The 22,286-nt window shown below is 40.9% G+C and carries 25 protein-coding genes and 1 pseudogene; 2 read left to right on the top strand and 24 right to left on the bottom strand.

The window, feature by feature from the left end; translation table 11 throughout:
- Window positions 1-166 precede the first annotated feature (166 nt).
- Together EKB01_RS04720 and EKB01_RS04715 are read right to left on the bottom strand one after the other, a co-directional pair.
- Window positions 167-2,578 carry a flavocytochrome c gene (locus EKB01_RS04720; RefSeq protein ID WP_167265816.1) on the bottom strand — a complete coding sequence of 804 codons (2,412 nt, stop codon included), beginning with the start codon at window positions 2,576-2,578 and terminating at the stop codon, window positions 167-169.
- A 25-nt stretch (window positions 2,579-2,603) separates the two neighbouring features.
- Window positions 2,604-3,212, bottom strand: a complete 609-nt coding sequence (locus EKB01_RS04715; protein ID WP_167265814.1) for an NADPH-dependent FMN reductase — start codon at window positions 3,210-3,212, stop codon at window positions 2,604-2,606.
- A 218-nt stretch (window positions 3,213-3,430) separates the two neighbouring features.
- Between EKB01_RS04715 and EKB01_RS04710 the strand changes: the two are divergent.
- Both EKB01_RS04710 and EKB01_RS04705 read left to right on the top strand, forming a co-directional pair.
- Window positions 3,431-4,631 (top strand): annotated as a pseudogene (locus tag EKB01_RS04710) (OFA family MFS transporter).
- A 75-nt stretch (window positions 4,632-4,706) separates the two neighbouring features.
- The gene (locus EKB01_RS04705; protein WP_000785201.1) at window positions 4,707-5,585 is read left to right on the top strand and encodes an AraC family transcriptional regulator; all 879 of its coding nucleotides are present in this window, start codon (window positions 4,707-4,709) and stop codon (window positions 5,583-5,585) included.
- Between the two features lie 189 nt (window positions 5,586-5,774).
- On the opposite strand, the gene EKB01_RS04700 is transcribed toward EKB01_RS04705, so the two are convergent.
- The 22 genes from EKB01_RS04700 to rpsE form a co-directional block, all read right to left on the bottom strand.
- Window positions 5,775-6,191, bottom strand: a complete 417-nt coding sequence (locus tag EKB01_RS04700; RefSeq protein ID WP_057488806.1) for a GNAT family N-acetyltransferase — start codon at window positions 6,189-6,191, stop codon at window positions 5,775-5,777.
- 11 nt (window positions 6,192-6,202) lie between these two features.
- A complete protein-coding gene (locus tag EKB01_RS04695; RefSeq protein ID WP_033605849.1) occupies window positions 6,203-6,898 on the bottom strand; it encodes a GNAT family protein in 696 nt (231 codons plus the stop codon).
- Between the two features lie 94 nt (window positions 6,899-6,992).
- Window positions 6,993-7,412: a DUF3021 domain-containing protein gene (locus EKB01_RS04690; protein WP_000825488.1), complete on the bottom strand. Its 420-nt coding sequence runs from the start codon at window positions 7,410-7,412 to the stop codon at window positions 6,993-6,995.
- Window positions 7,413-7,421: 9 nt separating this feature from the next.
- Window positions 7,422-7,877, bottom strand: coding sequence for a LytTR family DNA-binding domain-containing protein (locus tag EKB01_RS04685; RefSeq protein WP_000701940.1), 456 nt, complete (start codon window positions 7,875-7,877; stop codon window positions 7,422-7,424).
- Window positions 7,878-7,895: 18 nt separating this feature from the next.
- Window positions 7,896-8,738, bottom strand: coding sequence for an ABC transporter permease (locus tag EKB01_RS04680; RefSeq protein WP_061418345.1), 843 nt, complete (start codon window positions 8,736-8,738; stop codon window positions 7,896-7,898).
- Window positions 8,738-9,604, bottom strand: coding sequence for an ABC transporter ATP-binding protein (locus EKB01_RS04675; RefSeq protein WP_109289607.1), 867 nt, complete (start codon window positions 9,602-9,604; stop codon window positions 8,738-8,740). Before EKB01_RS04675 ends, EKB01_RS04680 begins: the two co-directional genes overlap by 1 nt.
- Before the next feature lie 499 nt (window positions 9,605-10,103).
- Window positions 10,104-10,517, bottom strand: coding sequence for a YjdF family protein (locus tag EKB01_RS04670; RefSeq protein ID WP_109289606.1), 414 nt, complete (start codon window positions 10,515-10,517; stop codon window positions 10,104-10,106).
- A 258-nt stretch (window positions 10,518-10,775) separates the two neighbouring features.
- On the bottom strand, window positions 10,776-13,277 hold the full coding sequence (gene leuS / locus EKB01_RS04665; protein WP_109289605.1) for a leucine--tRNA ligase: 2,502 nt from the start codon (window positions 13,275-13,277) through the stop codon (window positions 10,776-10,778).
- A gap of 159 nt (window positions 13,278-13,436) precedes the next feature.
- A complete protein-coding gene (locus EKB01_RS04660) occupies window positions 13,437-14,129 on the bottom strand; it encodes a histidine phosphatase family protein (protein WP_000049278.1) in 693 nt (230 codons plus the stop codon).
- A gap of 234 nt (window positions 14,130-14,363) precedes the next feature.
- A complete protein-coding gene (locus EKB01_RS04655; protein ID WP_167265812.1) occupies window positions 14,364-15,701 on the bottom strand; it encodes a PFL family protein in 1,338 nt (445 codons plus the stop codon).
- Between the two features lie 9 nt (window positions 15,702-15,710).
- A complete protein-coding gene (locus tag EKB01_RS04650; protein ID WP_167265810.1) occupies window positions 15,711-15,977 on the bottom strand; it encodes an ACT domain-containing protein in 267 nt (88 codons plus the stop codon).
- 263 nt (window positions 15,978-16,240) lie between these two features.
- The gene (gene rplQ, locus EKB01_RS04645) at window positions 16,241-16,627 is read right to left on the bottom strand and encodes a 50S ribosomal protein L17 (RefSeq protein ID WP_000331493.1); all 387 of its coding nucleotides are present in this window, start codon (window positions 16,625-16,627) and stop codon (window positions 16,241-16,243) included.
- Between the two features lie 11 nt (window positions 16,628-16,638).
- Window positions 16,639-17,574, bottom strand: coding sequence for a DNA-directed RNA polymerase subunit alpha (locus tag EKB01_RS04640; RefSeq protein WP_061853207.1), 936 nt, complete (start codon window positions 17,572-17,574; stop codon window positions 16,639-16,641).
- A 42-nt stretch (window positions 17,575-17,616) separates the two neighbouring features.
- Complete coding sequence (gene rpsK, locus EKB01_RS04635; RefSeq protein WP_001118385.1) at window positions 17,617-18,000, bottom strand: 30S ribosomal protein S11; 384 nt, start codon at window positions 17,998-18,000, stop codon at window positions 17,617-17,619.
- A 17-nt stretch (window positions 18,001-18,017) separates the two neighbouring features.
- Complete coding sequence (gene rpsM / locus EKB01_RS04630) at window positions 18,018-18,383, bottom strand: 30S ribosomal protein S13 (RefSeq protein ID WP_000090786.1); 366 nt, start codon at window positions 18,381-18,383, stop codon at window positions 18,018-18,020.
- A 17-nt stretch (window positions 18,384-18,400) separates the two neighbouring features.
- On the bottom strand, window positions 18,401-18,517 hold the full coding sequence (gene rpmJ / locus EKB01_RS04625) for a 50S ribosomal protein L36 (RefSeq protein ID WP_001808836.1): 117 nt from the start codon (window positions 18,515-18,517) through the stop codon (window positions 18,401-18,403).
- Between the two features lie 24 nt (window positions 18,518-18,541).
- Entirely contained in the window at window positions 18,542-18,760 is a 219-nt protein-coding gene (gene infA / locus EKB01_RS04620) for a translation initiation factor IF-1 (RefSeq protein ID WP_001029883.1), read from the bottom strand.
- 116 nt (window positions 18,761-18,876) lie between these two features.
- Entirely contained in the window at window positions 18,877-19,515 is a 639-nt protein-coding gene (locus EKB01_RS04615; protein ID WP_001050426.1) for an adenylate kinase, read from the bottom strand.
- A gap of 156 nt (window positions 19,516-19,671) precedes the next feature.
- Entirely contained in the window at window positions 19,672-20,982 is a 1,311-nt protein-coding gene (gene secY / locus EKB01_RS04610) for a preprotein translocase subunit SecY (RefSeq protein ID WP_000465390.1), read from the bottom strand.
- Between the two features lie 12 nt (window positions 20,983-20,994).
- Complete coding sequence (gene rplO / locus EKB01_RS04605) at window positions 20,995-21,435, bottom strand: 50S ribosomal protein L15 (protein WP_167265808.1); 441 nt, start codon at window positions 21,433-21,435, stop codon at window positions 20,995-20,997.
- A gap of 143 nt (window positions 21,436-21,578) precedes the next feature.
- Window positions 21,579-21,761 carry a 50S ribosomal protein L30 gene (rpmD, locus tag EKB01_RS04600; protein ID WP_000057241.1) on the bottom strand — a complete coding sequence of 61 codons (183 nt, stop codon included), beginning with the start codon at window positions 21,759-21,761 and terminating at the stop codon, window positions 21,579-21,581.
- A gap of 13 nt (window positions 21,762-21,774) precedes the next feature.
- On the bottom strand, window positions 21,775-22,269 hold the full coding sequence (gene rpsE, locus EKB01_RS04595; protein ID WP_000874204.1) for a 30S ribosomal protein S5: 495 nt from the start codon (window positions 22,267-22,269) through the stop codon (window positions 21,775-21,777).
- Window positions 22,270-22,286 lie beyond the last annotated feature (17 nt).

Here is a 22,286-nt window from a genome sequence, read left to right as displayed (position 1 = left end):
GAAAATCGAAATCAGACTAGGCAGATAGACGCAAGCATAACTATGGTTAGCTAAGTCGACTCTAACGAAGGTTGATGAGATTTTCGAAGAGTATTAGGAGGTCTTTATTTAATGATTATATAATACACAAGGAGACTTAAAATTCCCTTAATTTTTAAATCCATTACTAACAATTTTCTTGAACAGCTGTTTGACCTGCAATACGTCCAAAAGTAAAGATATCCGTAAGCGAATTTCCTCCTAGACGGTTACCTGCATGGAGTCCACCTGCGACTTCTCCGGCAGCATACAAACCAGGAATAATCTGACCGTTTTCGTTCAAAACGTGTGTTGAAGTATCAATCTTGAGTCCACCCATTGTATGGTGAACGGCCGGTTTTCTCGGTGTTGCGTAAAATGGCGCAACCTCACACTTGAGATCAAAACTACCTTTATTAAACTCAGGATCAAAACCTGCATCTACATAGGAATTGTAATTCTTAATCGTTTCCACTAGAACTTGTGGATCCATACCAATCTGAACCGCCAACTCTTCTATCGTATCTGCACGATAGAGAGTTCCTGCCTTGACTTGGGCATCGATTTTTTCTTGGCTAGTATTGTAGGCTGTTGCCTTGATGCGGTCATCCGCAATCAAGTAGAACAAGCCTCCATTATCAATCGCCGCTTGAGATAGCTTGTCTCGGCTACCGTACTCATCTACAAATCGCTTCCCTTGAGTATTTACCATGATGAAGTTAGCTGGAGGAACTTGAAGTCCTGAGAAGAGAGCTCCTGTCACTGGATCGGATACTGGCATCATTTGACTAAAGCCCATACCTACCAAATCTGCACCTACACTTTGACCTAAAAGAATACCATCCCCTGTTACAGCTGGTGTATTAGATGTGGCAATATCATCTGCAATTTCAGTCCAGTAGGTATTGTATTTTTGTAGCATCTTGGTATTGGCACCAAATCCTCCAGAAGCTAGAACAACAGCATCTGAATTGACAATGATGGTTTGACCGTTTCGGCCTTCTGCTCTGACACCCTTGACAGCTCCGTCTTTTACAAGCAATTCTTTAACTGGAGAGTCAGTCAAGATTTTGCCTCCATTTTCTAGAACATATTTTTGTAAGACGGATATAAAGGCATACCCCATTGGTTGAACCGGCTTATGACCACGACGCCAAAGGGCTCCAACTGGCATTGTCACTTCGCTACGAACAAATTCAACACCAATGTCTTCCAACCAACGAACAGACTCTAGGGCCCGTTCGGTTAAAACAGATACTAAATCGTATTGGCCATGAATTTCATTTCCTTGTAAATCTTTTCGTTTCCCACCGATATAGGTTTGGATACGGTAAAGTAATGTAGAGTCAAACAAATAGTTTGGATTCTGCAAATACTGCTCAACCTCAACTTTCAAGGCTCTAAAGTCCTCTAGATATTCTGGGTCAATCGTTGATTCATCTATCGCAATCAATTCTTGAAGCGTATGTGCCTCACCTGGATGAGCTGCGAAGGTTCCTTGCCATGCTGGATCTGGTGCATTCATTGGACCACCTGCACGAACAGTATTTCCTCCAATTGCAGGAAATTTCTCAACAACAATTGGCTTCTTACCCGCTTGTAAGACTGCTGCAGCCGCAGCTAAACCAGCTCCTCCACCTCCGACGATGACAACGTCTGCCTGATAGGTCTTATCTTCTTTATCTAGGGCAGATGCTGCTTTTGAACGCTTGCGTAAAACATCTGGATTTGCACCAGCTTGTTTGACTGCACGCGCAACTCCATCTAAAACACCATTTGAAGTCACAGAAGCTCCTGACACCGCATCGACATTTAATGTTTGCCCCTCAATGATTTCTGCTGGAATACGGGTAAAGACGACATCTGCGATTCCTGAAGATTCTCCAGAAGAATCGATTTCAATTTTTTCAATACGGCCTTCAGAAACTGTGACATCCATCGGCAATTTACCATTATGGCCTTCAGTTGTAACATGGTAAGTCCCCGGTTCAAAGCGGACTTCTTCAGGAAGATTTAGTTGGTTTGCAACAGATACAAAGCGAAGGAAGCGATAAAAACAACTATCTAGGAAATCAACGGTTCGCTCATCAATCAAATCTCCATTATCATCAAATGCTCGATGCGCTCGACCAAGTAAAAACTCACTACCTGGCATAACTGTTGCATTTACCCCAGGAGCATCCAGAATCTGACGAAGATGAAGTTGTGCACGTGAAGAACCTTGAATATCGTAAGAAGCTCCGACAATCATTGTCGGCTTTCCGTCTAGTGGATGAATGTTAAAAGATAACCACTCGAGCAAGCTATTCAAACTTGATGGAATCGTATGATTGTGCTCGGGTGTCGAGATAATGACACCATCAGCTTCTGAAATAGCTTGATTAAACTTCTGAATAATAGGTGTATCTGTTTGATCATCTGTTTCATTGAACATTGGTACATCTGTTATCTCTAAAATCTCAATATCCGCTTTCTGAGCAAAATGTCTTTTCATAAATTGCAACAGGTTGCGATTATAGGATTTTTTTGCATTAGTCCCAACAATAGCTACTAATTTCATGGATTGTTCTCCTTTCTTGAAATACCTATGCTTTCAACCATTCTTCCCAAATGAAAGATTTCTTACGATTTGTATCTTCTGGTTTGACTAAAGCTTTTGTTAATTCAACAAAATTTTGAAACTCTGAAAAATGTTCTTCTAGTTCTGCAACCTTTTCAGGATTGTTCAAATGACACTCATCATCTAGGACTTGCTCAGAATGACCTAGAAAGAACTTCGTACCAGGCATAACTCTCGCTTTAAGCTCCGGCGCATCTAAAATCTGACGTAAATGTGCCTGCGCTCTAGATGTTCCTAGCAAGCCAAGAGAAGCACCGACAATCATAGTTGGTTTGTTAACCAAAGCACGACTGGTATAAGCAATCCACTCCAAAGCAGAGGCCAAAGGAGCTGGTATCGTGTGGTCGTACTCAGGTGTTGAAATAATCACACCATCTGCGGCAAGAATTTTTTCTGAAAAAGCTTGAACTTCAGCTGGCGCTTGCTTGTCCTCAGGTTCGTTAAATGCTGGCAATTGTTTGATTTCCAATACCTCAATGTCGGCTTTATCCGAAAAGTGCTTTTGCATAAATTTCAAGAGTTTCCGATTGGTTGAGCGATCTGAATTGGTTCCAACGATAGCAACTAGTTTCATCTTGGTACCCCTTTCATTTATTTAATCTACTTTCATTATACTACTTTAGAAAATCTTGTAAATCCTTGATAATAAAGACCGTGTTATTCTATCAGATTATCGTACTTTAGTACAAGTTCGTGAAAAAATTAACAAAATATCTTCTTAAACTATTGACCAGCTTCCTTAACTATGATATAGTCTTGGTGAAAAAATATACATTTAAGGAGGATGTTTTTATGAAAGAGACATTCAATCGTTGGAGGATTTTAGTCGCGTCTACAGCCATTCTTCTTTGCACAGGTGCCGTCTATTCCTTTTCTGTTTTTGCCGGACCACTTAGCAGTTCAACAGGCTGGTCCATGTCTGATATTATGTTAGCATTTGCTATCAACTCTGCAATCGGCCCTATCCCCATGATTCTCGGAGGTTATTTAGTTGACAAAGGTTATGTAAAATGGACCATCCCCCTCGGCGCTCTCCTATTTGCTAGCGGATTTTACTTAACCGGCTATGCCAATTCACCAGCCATGCTTTATTTGACTTATGGATTAATGGCTGGGCTTGGTCAAGGTTTTGCCTATTCGGGTGCCCTCTCCAATTCACTTCGCCTCTTCCCTGATAAACGTAGCTTAGCCTCTGGAATTCTGACAGGTGGCATGGGATTTGCCGCAGTCATCGCTTCCCCAGTCGCGAGCAATCTCATTCAACAACAAGATGCCTTCTTTGCTTTTCGTACAATTGGGCTAGTCTATATAGTTGTTATCATCTGTGCAATTTTCTTTATCAAGGCAGCTCCAATTGGCTACCAACCAGCAGGCTGGAAAGCTCCAGTACAAACTAAGCAAGGATCTACTAATAAAAACTGGAAACAAATGCTACAAAGTCCTCTGTTTTACATTATCATTAGCATGTTCTTTGTTGGTGCCTTTTCTGGTTTGATGATTGCCTCTCAGGCATCACCAATCGGTCAATCAATGTTTGGACTCTCTGCAGGCACTGCAGCTCTCTATGTCTCTCTTTATTCAATCGCAAACTCTAGTGGTCGTTTTATCTGGGGATCACTTTCTGATAAAATCGGCCGTTCAAAGACCTTATTGATTATTTATTCTGTCATTGTCCTAGCTTTATTCTCCCTAACAATCGTTCCTGGTCAATTCGGGTTTACCATAGGAATTATTGGGCTTGGTATCTGCTTTGGTGGTGTTATGGGGGGTTTTCCCATCTATCGTCATGGAAAATTACGGTCCTGCAAATCAAGGGGTCAACTACGGTATCGTCTTCACTGGATATTCTTTAGCAGCATTTTTTGCTCCCAGAGTCGCTGTTCAAATGGCAATGGCTAATGATGGAAATTATAGTGTAGCTTTTTATGTGGCTATCGCTCTCGCAGCTGTTGGGCTTCTCCTTAACCTCCTCTATATGAAGAAAAAAGGCTAAAAAAAGAGAACTTCCTAGATAAGGAAGTTTTTTTGGTATAATAAAAGTAGTAATAGTACATTGGGAGGATTTACCATGGCAGACCGTTCACGTTTCTTACGAGATAACCCATCTGACTTCCCATATGATTTTGAAAAACAAATCTTATCCAAAACATCTCCTGACACAATCTATCATTGTCATCCTGAGCTAGAGATTATTTATGTTACAAAGGGTTCTGCCATCGTTCATATCAACTCTGAACGCTTTGAAAGTCGTGAAGGAGATATTTTTCTTATCCAACCGACCTCTCTCCATGCTATCTATTCTCACAAAGATCAAGAACTATTTTCTACCAGCTTTCGAATTCATCTAGATTATCTTGGGAGAAGTCAAATTGACAGCTTTAGCCAACGCTATATCCAACCCCTCCACTCTGGTCACTTTTGCCTTACTCCTCAAATATCACCAGGCGATAAGGCCTATGATCAAATTCAATCCTGCCTTCTTTCCCTCTTTTCTATCCTTGAAGAAAAAGGCATATACTACGATCTACTCATAAAATCTAAACTATACGAATTGCTTCATCTTCTCTTTAAGTATAGATACGTCAATCGACACTATACAGATGATACCTACCAAAAATACCAAAAACTAAAAGAAGTGATTTGCTACCTTGAACAGCATTACTCAGAACCCATTCATATTGAGCAACTAGCTGCAACATTTGGATATAGTAAAAATCACTTTATGAGTATTTTCAAGCAACATACTGGAGCCAGTTGTATGGACTACCTGCTCCAGTTACGTCTTGAAAAATCCTGTGAGAAACTCGTCCAAACCAACCTCAGCATTCAAGAAATTGCAAGCCAGGTTGGTTTCACCAACCTTTCAAACTTCAACCGTCAATTTAAGCAACACTATCACCTAACACCTAGACAGTATCGAAATCAACAACTTAAAAAGAAAACATAATTCTTTCTCCTTAGTCTTTTCTAAGGAGTTTTTTCAAACAAAAAAGCCACCTGATTGGGTGACTTCTTTAGGAGATTATGATGAAAAAGAAAAGTTTAGGATTTCATTAAATAAAGTTAGGAGGTCTTTATTTAATGATTATATAATACAGGAAAAGGCTTAAACTTTACTTAAGAAAAAATAATTTTTTTATCTTTTTCGATCCACCCAAATCATTCCTGTACAATCATAAGTAGATAAGGTTTCAAATCCCAGAGAACGATAGAATCCCAAGGTTTTTTCTGTCTGTTCGGTCACTAGTTGGACTTGATAGGCATCTTTGAAGTCACCTAAAGCCTCTTTCATCAAGTCGCTACCAATCCCTTGGCGCTGATAGCTAGGCAAAACGATCAAATCCTGGACAAAAATCGATGAAAAACCATCTCCGACCAAACGGACCAAGCCCACCACGGCATCGCCATCAAGTGCCAGATAAATCGCTAATGAGTGAGACAAGGCTTTCTTCAACATCTGAGGTTGATGGGTATAATTTGTCCATCCAACTGCCTGATAGAGATGCAAAACATCCTCTAGCTTGACAATTTCTTGCCTTCTAATAGTCATCATCTCAATACCTCTCAGAATTCTCTTAAGCTCTTGTACTGCCGTCCATTTTTATCAAAATTTTCAGGAGCCAGCCATGCTTCCAAACGAGCTTTGACTTGAGGCCAGTCCTTATCAATCATAGAGAGCCAATCCGTATCCCTCGTACGCCCCTTATAAACGACTGCCTGACGGAAGGTTCCTTCATAGACAAAGCCCAAACGCTCCGCAGCTCGTCTTGATGGGATATTTAGAGAATCACATTTCCATTCGTAGCGACGATAGTTAAGCTCCTCAAAAACATATCGCGCTAGGAGATACTGAGCCTCTGTCCCTATACGTGTTCCCCTGAGCTCTGGAGAAAAAGTGACGGCACCCACTTCTATTACTCGGTTATTCTGGTCAATGCGCATGAGAGAAAAAGTTCCCAAGGCCTTACCAGTTGCCTTGTCTACAATCGCATAGTAAAAGCGATCCTTACGAGCCAACATCTGATTTAAAAGGCTAACCAGTTCCTCCATATCTGCCACTGGTTCCTGAAAGAGGTAGGTCCACATCTCCCGAGGAGTACCTGGACCATAAACAGCTAATAAATCCTCCGCATGCTTTTCCACCGAAAGAGCCTCTATCCGAGCGTAGCGCCCTTCTAAGAAATCAATGGAAGGCAATTCTCCTGGAGTATAACCTTCCATTGACTCACCAATTATCTGACCATATTCATTTACTGGCATCGTTTTTCTCCTTGCTTTACGCTGAAAATACTATATCATAATTTGCTCTATATGGAAACTAGCACTCTCCTCAAACCTCATCCTCAACACTACATTAGTGATTCGTTTTCTTTCTTTTATCTTCTAAGGCCTGATTAATTCGTTGGGTGAGCTTGTGAGTTTGCCAGATCTGGTACAACCATATCAGTCCATAAATTAATAAGAAAAAGAACCAAAGCAAGGGACTCAACAAGGCTGAACCCCAGCCAAAAAATAGGTAGGTCAATACTAAAATAGTAGCTGTCGCTAACAAATGAACTCCTACACGCATACTATAAGCAAGAAACTCTAGCCTTTCAAGGATTAAGGTCAATACCCCCATAATTCCGCTCATCAAAAACAAAGCTAGAATATTTTTTGTCGTTGGTGTGGGATAGGTAATACCTGAATAAAACTGAGCCAATAACACCAAACTCAAATAAACAAAGGAGGCCGTACGCATTCCCGATACAAAATAAGCAATCAATCGCTTCATGATTTTCTCCTATAAACCTAGATAATCCATTAAGGACTTAACGTATTTCCGACTCACACTCGATTTGATACCCCGAGTCATCTTAGCCATCATGTTCCCTGAAAAGCTATCCGATAATGACTCTAGATGGTCAATGTTTATAATTGAATGACGTGATATCTGTATAAAGTTACGTCGGTTAACCCGATTCTGAAAGTTTGTCAATGTTTCCTTAGTTTTATAAATCCCATCTACCGTATAAATGGTCAACAAATTTTTATCGATATCTGCTAGAATAAGATCCTCAATTTTCACCATAACCAGATGATCATCCGTTCGAATAGGAATGACCACCTGATTAGTCGTTGAAAATTGTTCTAAATACTCCATGACCTCTCTTGCTTGGTCGGTTAACTGAGCTGCCTGAATTAAAATGTGTGGGTCTTTTTCTGAAAACTCTGTCTTCATTTCAAAACGAATCTTCATTTTCTCTCCAATACATCTTTATTTTCTCTTGCTAAACACTTTAACAAATAACATCCAAAGAAGAATAGCGACGAGACTGATAATAACCACTATAAAGTATGTTTCTTCCTTTGTCAATAGTTCTTGCCAGTTGATTTGGATTCCCATTTTTTCTTGAAATTCCTGTAACAGACTGTTATTTCCTGAAAATGCGGTCTCTAACCGCTCTTTCATCAAGACTTGTCGATAGAGAGAGGCAATATAAGTTGCAGGGGTACATTTCATGAAAAGCTGTGCAGAATCAGGTAATACTCCAATGGGGATATAAGTTCCTACTAAAAATCCAGAGGCAGTTCCCACTATCGTTGCCAGTTTGCCAAGGCTATCTACAGATTGAAAACGGTAAATCAAGAGAACATTTACCAAACTTGAAATCAGACTGCTTAATAACATAATCAAAGCGATTTCCGGTAAATGGCTGATAACTGGACTTTCTTTAAAATAAAGGCTCATAACAGCAAACATAAACACCTGCATGACAAAAGAAATGATAATACTGCTGATTAGATAGGACGCCTGTAAGCCCCAGCTACCTAAATCTGTCAAGAAGAGATCTTGATCTACTTGATTTTCACGATCCTGTACCATTTGTGTAAGAGCCGTAAAACTGGTTGTAATCCCAGTCACAGCCAAGGTCCCACCCATCAGCCAGTTGTTTAAAAGGTTCGTATTATCAGGGAGTTGAGACCAAGCATCCGTTAAGTTCTTCTGCAAAAAAATGATATAAAGGAGGAAGGAAATCAATGCCCCCAATAATGAGAAAAATACTCCCGAACGATTACGAAAATATAAGATAAAATTCCGTTTCAATAAAGCTAACATTAGCGAACCTCTCTTCCTGTAAGTGCAATAAAGGCATCATCCATAGTACCCGGACGAAACTCAAAAGAATCAATTTCTTCTCGAACTTTTGTCAAATATTCAATGGCCTCCTGTGACGTCCTTGGATAAAAAAGATATTCCATCTCATTTTCTTCCTCGACTGTCATTCCAGTCTGTAGCAATTTTTCTAGATCCTTCATTTCCTTAAAACGAATTTTTAGAATATTAGATGCATACTGACTTTTAATAGCAGTCGCAGAACCTTGCGCAATCACTTTCCCATGATCAACGATATAGATCTGATCCGCTTCATCTGCTTCATCCAGATAATGAGTCGTTAAGATAATAGTCATCCCTTCATCCTTTTGTAGTCGATACAGTAGATCCCAGATGGATTTGCGAGTTTGAATATCAAGACCTGTCGTTGGTTCATCCAAGAAAAGAATATCTGGTCGCGAAAGAAGAGCACGCGCAATATCAACCCGACGTTTTTGCCCACCTGACAAAGTCCCATATAGTTGTTTCTGGAAAGCAGTCAAACTCAATTGATGAATCAAATCATCCACACGACTTGCCGCAATCTCCTTATACTGTTGAGCACGAATCGTGAGATTTTCCCTAACCGTCAACATCTCATCCAGTACACTAGCTTGAAAAACAACTCCGATTTTCGTATTTGGCGCATATCGAATCTGACCTTGTGTCGGCTTTTTCAAACCGATTAACATGGAAATGGTGGTTGATTTCCCTGCACCATTGGGTCCCAAAATAGCATTGAAACTTCCTTTTTCAAACTCTAACTGAATATCATCGACAGCCATATGATTGCCGTACCGTTTAGTCAAATGTTTCGCTTGTAAAATCATATTTTTTCCTCCTCTTAACCACACTAGTTTAACAAAAAGAATGAAAGAAAAATCGACTTTTGAGATAAGCAGTTAAAATGAAAGGCCAAGTGGTAAAATAATGGGGGTTAAATTAAAGTAGAGCAGACTGCAACCGTTTTTCTCCTATCGAATCACTAGAGGAAGTTTAAAATCACTTACAACCACACATTATATTTTTAAACATGTGCTATAAAAGAGGTGTTTTATAGCATCCGGCAGAAAAATCCAAGAGTCAATAGTATTGTTCTCGCTAAACCAAACAATAAAAAATGAATCAGAAATCATAGCACACACTCCCTTCTAGTAAAATGAAAATGCTGAATGGGGCAGGATTAAATTTGAAGTAAGCAAGTATGGTCCTGAATTTGAAACTGCCATTAACGATAAGTCTATCTATTAGGAAAGAAATCTTCAATACAAGCAAAAACAGCTCTTGTTATCCAAGAAGAGCTGTTCTATTTTATGAAAGAGAGAGTCACTAGTGACCCTTGTGCTTCTCTCTACGTTTTTGATGTTTGCGTTCAAATTTCTCTTGCTTGAGCAATTGCTTTTGGAGACTGGACTGTTGTTTTGAATGCTTTTTTCGTTCCTCGTACTGCAACTGTAAAAGCTCTTGTGACTTAGAAGAAACTTTCTGCTTCACCTGTTTCTTTACAGCTCGCTGCAGACGCTTCGGATTCTTAATCTTCACATGCTGTTTAACTGTCGCCTCTGGACTAAAAGATAACCGAGCAAACTGAGTCTGTAAAAGTCTCAAAATTTCATCCTCTTTTGGTTCCTGACCAAATGTCACACGACAAACTTGATAAGTTCCCTCATACTCTTGTTCAAACAATCCATGCCAAAATCCATCTTTAAAATAAACTGTCAAGCCAATTGAAACGATTTCCACGACAGCACCTCCTTAAATCTATCCCTAAGAATGGACAACCAAGGAGGAAGGTTACTGATAGGCTTGCCTACGTCTGGACTACCAACCAGAACTGTGTTTTTATCTTAGTTGGGACTATTATAGCATAATCCAATTTAAAAATCCTCCAGATTCTACTCTGAAGGATTCCTATCTTATTTCACAACGATATTAACGAGTTTGGTTGGCTTCAATAGTCCAGTGGACTATTGAAGGTGGCAGATAGGGCTAATAAACTCGTTATTTAACGACGATATTAACGAGTTTGTTAGGTACCGCAATCACCTTCACGATTTCCTTACCGTCAATCTCCGCTTTAACTTTTTCATCCGCTAGAGCGATTTCTTGCAATTCTTCACGTGACAGGTCTTTAGCGACCATCAATTTGGCACGGACTTTACCTTTGATTTGGACGACGATTTCGATTTCATCTTCAACTAATTTGCTTTCGTCCCATGTTGGCCAAGCCACGTAAGAGATGGACTCACCTGTTGCTGCAACAGTTTGCCAGAGTTCTTCTGCCAAGTGAGGTGCAAATGGGGCGATCAATTGGATAAAGCCTTTGGCGTAGTCCACATAGAGTTTGTCTTCCTTATTAGCAGCGTTGACAAAGACCATAAGTTGGGCAATGGCTGTATTGAATTTCATGGACTCGATTTGCTCAGTGACAGATTTAACTGTTTCATTGTAAACCTTGTCAAGAGCACCATTGTTTTCCGCAGTGATTTCTTTACTTGTAATCAAACGATAAACACGGTCTAAGAATTTACGGCTGCCTTCTAACCCTTCTTCGCTCCAAGCGATAGATGCATCCAGCGGCCCCATGAACATTTCATAAACACGAAGGGTATCGGCACCGTATTGTTCCACCACATCGTCTGGGTTGACAACGTTCTTGAGCGATTTAGACATCTTAGCTGGCGCTTGCTCCAACTCTTCTCCTGTTTCCACATGGAAGAAAGAACCGTCACGTTTTTCAACCTTATCAGTCGCTACAAGAGCTCCACGGTGGTCACGGTAGCTTGTTCCCAAAATCATTCCTTGGTTAAAGAGTTTTTGGAATGGTTCCTTAGTCGGAACAACACCGAGGTCATAGAGGAATTTGTGCCAGAAACGAGCATAAAGCAAGTGAAGTACAGCATGCTCTGCACCACCCACATAGATATCTACTGGCAACCATTGTTTGAGGAGGTCCTCATCAGCCAATTTTTCTGTGTTATGTGGGTCGATATAGCGGAGGTAGTACCAACTCGAACCTGCCCATTGTGGCATGGTGTTGGTTTCACGACGACCTTTGACGCCATCTTCACGAGTTACTTCCAACCAGTCAGTCAAGTTAGCCAATGGACTCTCCCCAGTACCTGAAGGGCGAATGTCCTTGGTTACAGGCAAGACAAGTGGCAATTCATTTTCAGGGACAGCTGTTGAAGTTCCATCTTCCCAATGAATGATTGGAATTGGCTCACCCCAGTAACGTTGACGGCTAAAGAGCCAATCACGGAGACGGTAAGTCACCTTCTCTTGTCCACAACCTTTCTCTTCCAACCAAGCCACAATCTTAGCAATAGCGTCTTCTTTGTTAAGGCCATCTAGGAAGTCTGAATTGACATGAAGACCATCTTCTGTGTAGGCAGCTTCTGCTACGTTTCCACCTTCAAGTACTTCTACGATTGGGAGGTCAAATTGTTTGGCAAATTCCCAGTCACGTTGGTCGTGGGCTGGAACAGCCATTACTGCACCTGTACCATAGCTCGCAAGAACATAGTCGGCAATCCAGATTGGAATTTCCTTGCCATTGACAGGGTTGATGGCATAAGCGCCCGTCCAAACCCCTGTTTTTTCCTTGGCAAGGTCTGTACGAGCCAAGTCAGACTTGAGACTAGCTTGGTGTTTGTAGTCCGCTACAGCCTCAGCTTGTTCAGCTGTTGTGATGGCATCTACCAAGTCATGCTCAGGAGCCAAGACTGTGAAGGTCGCACCGAAAAGCGTATCAGGACGAGTAGTAAAGACGGTAAATTCCTTGTCAGTCCCTTTCACTTTAAAAGTGACATTAGCACCAGTTGATTTCCCAATCCAGTTACGTTGCATTTCCTTGATAGACTCTGGCCAATCCAACTCATCCAAGTCATTAAGCAAGCGCTCTGCATAGGCCGTGATTTTAAGCATCCATTGGCGCATCGGTTTGCGGACAACTGGATAGCCTCCACGCTCAGACGTTCCGTCAGGAAGGACTTCTTCGTTTGCGATAGCTGTTCCCAACTCTTCAACCCAGTTTACAGGCACTTCGGCTTCATAGGCCAAGCCTTTTTCGTAAAGCTTAGTGAAAATCCATTGCGTCCACTTATAGTAGTTTGGATCTGTTGTGTTGACTTCACGGTCCCAGTCGTAAGAGAATCCAAGCGCATTGATTTGGCGTTTAAAGTTGGCAATGTTTTCCGCTGTAAAGTCAGCTGGGTCATTCCCCGTATCCATAGCATACTGCTCAGCTGGCAAACCAAAGGCATCCCATCCCATTGGGTGAAGGACGTTGTATCCTTGCGCACGTTTGTAACGGCTGAGGATATCCGTTGCTGTATAACCTTCTGGGTGTCCTACGTGCAATCCAGCTCCTGAAGGATATGGGAACATATCGAGAGCATAAAACTTCGGTTTTGATGCATCTGTTCCTGTCTTAAATGTATGATGTTCTGCCCAGTAGCCCTGCCACTTAGGCTCAATTTCTTTATGATTGTAAAAACTCATGGTCTCTCTCCAATTTTATGATGTTACTATTATACCATTTTTAGGGGAATTTGAAAGACGAGAAATGTTCTTTTAGACTTGGATAACAAGAAATACTGAGTCGCAAATCCACCTTATTTAACAGGAAAAAAATTAGCTCCTAATCGGAGCTAACTTCTATCAATTTTTTATTTCTTCCATCTTCTCACGTCCTAGCTCTCGATAACTACGGTCACCAACAACCTCAACGCTAAACTGACCGTCCTCATATTCAAGAATCGTCACGCTACCATTATCGAGGCCATGCGGATGCATACCATTAATCAAATAAACAATGGTCCCAATGGTCATTCCATGGCTTACGACGAGAGCATTGCCCCCACCTTGTTCTTCCATTTCTTTGGCAATCGCTTCAAAGCCTTCCTTGATTCGACCACTGAGTTTTTCCCAACCTTCAGCCCAGCCTGCAGTATCAACCTCAACTAGACCTTCTGCTAGCTCCGCATAGGACAACTGATGAACATGGTCTACATTGAAAATTCTCGGAATCAAGCCCATAAAGAGGTCCCCATCATAGGCCCCATCAAAACTACCAAAGCACCACTCTCTGATGCGCTTGTCCATGCGGTAAGGGATTTTTCCCTCCAAACCAAGTTCTTCTAGGATAATTCCCATAGTTTGAATGGTGCGCCCTGAATCACTGGAATAAGCGCGGTCAAATTGTAAACCAGACTCTCTCAAGCCAATTCCCAGTTCATGGATTCCCAACTCACCTTCTGCGGTTAGAGGCGTATCACTCCATCCTTGTGCACGTCCAATCGTGTTAAACATCGTTTTCCCATGACGGACCAAGTACAATCTTACTTTAGACATTTTCTATCCTCCATTTCTTCTATTATATCATGGATCAAAGAAATATTCGGCTTTCAAAAGCAAAGCCAACATTTGTAAATTATCCAAAAGAAAAGCTACCCTCATGGTAGCTTCCCTAGGAGATTATTATGAAAAAGTTTAGGATTTCTATTAAATAAAGTTAGGAGGTCTTTATTTAATGATTATAGTATACACCGTCATCCTTAAACTCAACTTAAATCCTCTCACTTTTTATTAATTTTTAAAACTATGGATTGGCGCAGGAATTTGGCCACCGCGAGAGATGAAATCAACAGACGAAGCCCCGTTAACTTTCATCACTGGAGCTGTTCCTAGCAAGCCACCAAACTCAATCATATCGCCTTCTTTGCCTTTTGGAATAATACGGACAGCCGTTGTTTTCATGTTAATAACACCGATGGCCGCCTCATCCGCAATCATAGCTGCAATGGTTTCAGCAGGCGTATCTTCTGGAATGGCAATCATATCCAGTCCAACAGAACAGATAGCTGTCATGGCTTCTAGTTTCTCTAAATTCAGAGAGCCATTTTGCACCGCAGCAATCATCCCCTCATCTTCAGAAACGGGGATAAAAGCACCTGACAAGCCACCGACTTGGTTACAAGCCATCACTCCACCCTTCTTAACTTGGTCATTCAAAAGAGCGAGGGCAGCCGTCGTCCCATGCGTACCAACTGTTTCTAATCCCATTTCCTCAAGGACACGTGCCACAGAGTCTCCAACTGCAGGAGTTGGTGCCAAACTTAGGTCTACAATCCCAAAGTCAACTTCAAGGCGTTCGCTCGCCATTTGACCGACCAGCTGACCGATACGAGTAATCTTGAAGGCTGTTTTCTTGACTGTTTCCGCTACTACATCAAAACTCTGACCACGAACTTTCTCCAAGGCGCGTTTGACAACACCAGGACCTGAAACCCCGACATTGATGATAACATCTGCTTCCCCAACACCATGGAAGGCCCCTGCCATAAAAGGATTGTCCTCAACAGCGTTAGCAAATACGACCAACTTAGCCGCTCCCATATCTGATAAGTTCGCTGTCTCCTTGATGATACGTCCCATATCTGCAACCGCAGTCATGTTGATACCTGACTTGGTTGAGCCAATATTAACAGACGAACAAACCTTGTCTGTCTCAGCTAGAGCGCGTGGGATAGAATTGATGAGAATTTCATCTCCTTTTTGGTAGCCTTTTTGTACCAAAGCTGAGAATCCACCGATAAAGTCAACACCAATCTCCTTGGCAGCCTTGTCAAGAGCCTTTGCCAAAACGACATAGTCCGTCGCATCAGTCGCAGCACCAATCAAGGAAATCGGAGTCACCGATACCCGTTTATTGACAATAGGAATACCAAGTTCTGCAGCAATTTCATCTCCTACAGCCACTAGATTTGCAGCTTTAGTAGTAATTTTTTGGTAAATTTTTTCAGCAGCACGTTCAATATCTGGATCAATACAGTCCAAAAGGGAAATCCCCATGGTGATGGTTCTGATATCGAAGTTCTGCTCTTCGATCATGGCAATGGTTTCCGTAACTTGTCTAATATCCATGATAACCTCCTAGATATTGTACATAGCATCAAAAATCGCTGCACTTTGGATATTGATTTTCACATTCAAGGTCTGACCGAAAGTTTCAAACTCATTTCGAAGATAAGTGAAATCCTGTTTTTCGTCACTAGAAGCGACCGCCATCATAGTAAAGTATTCATCCAACACCGTCTGAGAAATATCGTCAATATTCAAACCCAACTCTGCAATCTTAGTAGACACGCCTGCAACGATCCCAGCCTTGTCCTTACCAACCACTGTAATAATAGCCTTCATTCTTATACCCCATTTCTACGATTATTAGAAAACCTGAACGTTTTTGATTTTCTTTTTTCCTAGTATAGCATATTTCCGAAAAAAATACTAAAAAACGCCTGCTTACGAAGTTGTTCTTAAGAAAAAAACAATTTCGTAAACAAGCGTCTACCCTATCAAATGATGATGAGTGTTCCCGCTAGGACCGAAGTCCCAGCGGTAGACCAGAGCTAGACTAAGAGCACAAGACTCCATCATCATAACACTCAACAAAATTGATGATTTTATACTAATTCGATGATTGCCATTGGCGCAGCATCACCACGACGTGGTTCAGTTTTAAGGATACGAGTGTATCCACCGTTACGTTCAGCATAACGAGGTGCGATTTCTGAGAACAATTTTTGAAGTGCTGTAGTAGAAGTGTACTTATCAGTTGCTTCATCATAGTTTTCAGATGCGATTTCATTACGTACGAAAGCAGCTGCTTGACGACGTGCATGCAAATCACCACGTTTACCTAGAGTAATCATTTTTTCAACAGTTTTACGGATTTCTTTAGCACGAGCTTCAGTTGTCACGATTGATTCGTTGATCAAAAGGTCAGTTGTCAAATCGCGAAGCATTGCTTTACGTTGTGAGCTAGTGCGTCCTAGTTTACGGTAAGCCATGTATTCCTCCTTTATTTATCTTTTAATCCAAGACCCAAGTCAATGAGTTTGAGTTTCACTTCTTCCAAACTCTTGCGTCCAAGATTTCGTACTTTCATCATCTCTGCTTCAGATTTTTCTGTCAAATCATGCACAGTGTTGATACCGGCACGTTTCAAACAGTTGTATGAACGCACAGACAAGTCCAGTTCCTCAATCGTACGATCCAAAATACGGTCATCCGATTCAGTATCAGCTTCTTTCATCACTTCTGCAGATTTAGCAATCTCTGTAAGATTTGTAAACAAATCAAGATGTTCTGTCAAGATACGTGCTGAAAGCCCTAAAGCATCTTCTGGAATAATTGTTCCATTTGTCAAGATTTCAAGGGTTAATTTGTCAAAGCCATCATTGCTACCTACACGAGCAGGTTCAACTTGATAGTTGACTTTTGTAACTGGTGTATAAATAGAATCTACAGCAAGTGTTCCAACTGGTGCATTATCTTTTTTGTTTTCATCAGCAGGTACATATCCACGACCACTGTTAACAGTCATTGTCGCTTTTAGAGAAGAACCTTCACCGATTGTAAAGAGATAATGATCTGGATTTACAATTTCAATATCACTATCAGTCAAAATATCTCCAGCTGTAATTTCAGCAGGACCTTCAACGTCAAGCTCAATGATTTTTTCGTCTTCAACGTATGATTTCACTGCAATTCCTTTAATGTTCAGAATGATTTGCATCACGTCTTCACGAACACCTGGAACTGTGTCAAACTCATGCAAGACACCTTCAATGTTGATAGATGTCACTGCTGCTCCTGGTAGAGAAGCTAGTAGTACACGACGAAGAGAGTTACCAAGAGTTGTACCGTAGCCACGTTCAAGTGGTTCGATTACAAACTTGCCATAATCTTTATTTTCATCAATTTTTGTTATATTTGGTTTTTCAAACTCAATCATTTAGTTACTCCCTCTTAAACGAAAAGCAGTGTAATGCGATGATTATACACGGCGACGTTTTGGAGGACGAGCACCATTGTGTGGCACTGGAGTCACATCACGAATTGCTGTTACTTCAAGACCAGCGGCAGCAAGCGCACGAATAGCTGACTCACGACCAGAACCTGGACCTTTTACAGTAACTTCAACTGATTTAAGACCGTGTTCTTGTGCAGATTTAGCAGCAGCTTCAGAAGCCATTTGAGCAGCGAATGGTGTAGATTTACGAGAACCTTTGAAACCAAGAGCACCAGCTGATGACCAAGCAATTGCATTACCATGCACATCAGTAATCATAACAATAGTGTTATTAAATGTAGCGTGAATATGAGCAATACCAGATTCGATATTCTTTTTCACACGACGTTTACGTGTTGGTTTAGCCAAGACTTTTACCTCCTATATTATTTTTTCTTACCAGCAATCGCAACAGCTTTACCTTTACGAGTGCGAGCGTTGTTTTTAGTGTTTTGTCCACGGACAGGAAGTCCACGACGGTGACGAATACCACGGTATGAACCGATTTCCATCAAACGTTTAATGTTCAAGTTTACTTCACGACGAAGGTCACCTTCAACTTTGATTGCATCCACTTCACGACGGATAGCATCTTCTTGATCTGATGTAAGGTCACGTACACGAACATCTTCTGAGATTCCAGCAGCAGCCAAAATTTTCTTAGATGTTGAAAGTCCGATACCATAAACGTAAGTCAATGAGATTACTACGCGTTTGTCATTTGGAATGTCAACTCCAGCAATACGAGCCATGTTTTCTCCTTTCTATCTTATCCTTGACGTTGTTTGTGTTTTGGATTTGCTGGGCAAATTACCATAACACGACCATTACGACGAATTACTTTACAGTATTCGCAAATTGGTTTGACCGATGGTCTTACTTTCATTTCTTATCCCTCCAAGTTTTTCGATTATTTAAAGCGGTAAGTGATACGTCCACGTGTCAAGTCATATGGACTCATCTCGACAGTAACACGATCTCCCGCTAAAATACGAATATAGTTTTTACGAATTTTACCAGAAACTGTTGCTAAAATCTGATGTCCATTTTCAAGTTCAACCGTAAACATTGCGTTCGGCATTGTATCGACTACTTTGCCTTCAACTTCAATCACATCGTCTTTTGCCACGCAAAAGCACCTCCATAAATTTCGATTCGATGCCTCAAGACACAGAGGCAACAATTATAAGTCAGACTATTTCAGTATAACATTTGTCGCGATTTTTTGCAAGCATGAAAAACGCTTTATTTCAAATTTGTCAATACTTTTTCGATGTCTTTGAACACATCATTGATATCTTGATTTCCTTCGATATCATGAACTAAACCTTTAGCACGATAGTGAGCAATGATTGGTTCACCTTGTGCAATATTCACATCCAAACGACGCTTAACTGTCTCAGGTTTATCATCTTCGCGTTGGTAGTAATCCTCTTCTTTGTAGTCAACTGGTGGATTGAAAACTTTGTGGAAAGTTTCACCTGTTTTGCGGTGAATGATACGGCCACTCAAGCGTTCCAAGAGACAGTCTGGATTCACTTCGATGTTGATTACTCCTTCAAGTTCAATACCAAGTTCAGCCAATGTTTCATCCAAGGCATGGGCTTGTTCAATCGTACGTGGGTAACCATCTAACAAGAAACCTGTTTCTTTGATATCGTCCTGTGAAAGGCGTTCTTTAACAATACCATTTGTAACTTCGTCTGGGACCAACTCACCTTTGTCAATGTATGACTTTGCGAGTACACCCATTTCAGTTTGATTAGCCATTGCAGCACGGAACATATCGCCTGTTGAGATATGTGCAACATGGAATTTCTCCACAATTTTAGCTGCTTGCGTTCCCTTACCTGCTCCAGGTAAGCCCATAATCAAAAGATTCATGATAGGATCTCCTTATTTTGTATTTAAATAGAAGCAGAAATCTATTTCAACCCCTATTTAAAAACAAAATAGAAGAGAGGAGATAAAAATCTGACAAAGTCTTCGATTTTTACACTCCACTCTCTGAGCAATAGTCAATTTTATTTCCTATTACAACTATTCTGTTGTGTCTAAGAAACCAACATACTTACGTTTCAATAGATACCCTTCCAATTGTTTAATTCCTTCAATACCTGTCGAGATAATGATTAGTAGACTTGTTCCCCCAAAAGCAACAACTTCTGAAAGGCCAAATACATCTTTAGCTACGATAGGTAAGATAGAAATAACACCTAGGAAGAGAGAGCCGACGGTAGCAAGACGACGAAGAAGTTTCGACATGTATTCTTCTGTCCCTTTACCAGGACGGACCCCATGAATGTAGGCTCCACTCTTTTGCAAGTTTTCTGCTGCCTTCTCTGGATTGATCTGTACAAACGTATAGAAGAATGTAAAGAGAATGATCAACAAGGCATACATAGCAACACCTGTTGGAGATGTTGTAGATAACATTTCCTGTGCCGTACGTACCCAAGCCCAATCATGACCTGTAGCACTCAAAAATTGAAGGATAGCTGCAGGTGCTGCTGTAATGGAACTTGCAAAGATAACTGGGATAACCCCTGCTGGGTTTACCTTCAAAGGGAGGTATGAACTTGATGGGGCTCCTTGAGCAACTTTTGTATATTGGATTGGGATTTTATATTCTGCCTGTTGAACATATGTTGTAAAGTAAACAATCAACAAGACAGCGATAATCAAAATAACAACAAAGATAATAGATGAAGTCAATCGGCTACTTGGGATATTGACAAAGTAGTCAACATAGATACCCTTAATCATCTCAGGAATTGAAGCGACAATACCTGCAAAGATGATCATAGAAACACCGTTACCATATCCTTTATCTGTAATTTGTTCCCCAAGCCAAGTTACAATCATACTACCTGCTGTTAGGATGATCCCAATGGTAACAAAGACTTGTGGAGTTAAATCTGTCGTTAATAATTTCGCTCCAGATAGAGTATTAAACCCTGCTGTAATCCCAATAGATTGGACAAATGCAAGTACCAGTGCAATATAACGAGTAGCCTGGTTTAGTTTTCTCCGTCCTACTTCCCCTTGTTTGCCCCATTCTACAAACTTCGGTAAAATATCCATTTGTAGCAATTGAACAACGATAGAAGCAGTGATGTACGGACTTACACCAAGTGCAAAAACGGAGAAGTTCTTCATGGCATTCCCTGAAACAAGACTAAGCATGTTTAAGAAAGATAAACCACTAAGAGCTTCTAAACTTTTTGCATTCACCCCTGGAACAGTAATACTTGTCCCAATACGGAAAACAAGAATGATAAAAATTGTAAAGAGAATTTTTGATCGAACTTGTTTAACCTTGAGAGCTTCTTTTAATAATTTAAAAAACATGGGTCACCTCTCTTAGATGACTTCTACAGAACCACCTTTAGCAGTGATAGCTTCCTCAGCTGATTTAGAGAATTTAGCTGCTTTAACAGTCAATTTCTTAGTCAATTCACCGTTACCAAGAATTTTAACGCCTGATTTTTCAGCTTTCACAATTCCTGATTCGATAAGCACAACTGGAGTCACTTCAGCACCATCTTCAAAGACGTTCAATTGGTCAAGGTTTACAATTGCGTATTCTTTAGCGTTGACGTTAGTGAATCCACGTTTTGGAAGACGACGGAACAATGGAGTTTGTCCACCTTCAAAACCAAGGCGAACTCCGCCACCGCTACGAGCTTTTTGACCTTTTTGACCGCGACCAGATGTTTTACCGTTACCTGATGAAGTACCACGACCAACACGGTTACGTACTTTACGAGAACCTTCTGCAGGTTTCAATTCATGAAGTTTCATTTTTATTTTCTCCTCTTTTGTAAAATGCTAGCGCCGATAAGGGAGAAAAGGTTGTCTCCCTTATCAACTCGCCTATACGATGTCATCATAGATGACTATATCCAGTTTTAGGGGATGGTATACTGCACATCCCCTAAAAATCATTAGTTTACTTCTTCAACTGTTACCAAGTGAGATACTGCAGTGATCATACCACGGATAGCAGCGTTGTCTTCTTTGATAACAGAGCTGTTCAATTTGCCAAGTCCAAGTGCTACAACAGTTTTACGTTGTGATGGAATGCGTCCGATTGGAGACTTAGTCAAAGTAATTTTAATTTGAGCCATTTTATCCCCTTTCTTATGCCAAATCAGAAACTGAAATACCACGAAGGGCAGCAACTTCTTCAGCGCGTTTCAATTGTTTCAAACCTTCAACAGTTGCGCGAACAATGTTGATTGGAGTGTTAGAACCAAGTGATTTAGATGTAATATCTGCCACACCTGCCAATTCCACAACGGCACGAACCGCACCACCAGCGGCAACTCCAGAACCTTCTACAGCAGGTTTCAACAATACTTTAGCTCCACCGAATTCTGAAAGAACTTCGTGTGGGATTGTTGTTCCAACCATAGGAACTTCAATCAAGTTTTTCTTAGCATCTTCTACTGCTTTGCGGATTGCTTCTGGAACTTCTTGAGCTTTACCAGTACCAAATCCTACACGACCGTTGTGGTCACCGACAACAACAAGAGCTGCGAAACGAAGACGACGTCCACCTTTAACAACTTTTGTAACACGGTTGACAGCAACTACGCGTTCTTCTAATTCAACTGCATTGTCTTTAAATGCCATTTTCTAGTGTCCTCCTA

This window comes from Streptococcus sp. CCUG 71758 (assembly GCF_011714815.1).
Classification (GTDB): domain Bacteria; phylum Bacillota; class Bacilli; order Lactobacillales; family Streptococcaceae; genus Streptococcus; species Streptococcus halitosis.
This window is presented reverse-complemented; position numbering and strand designations above follow the sequence as displayed.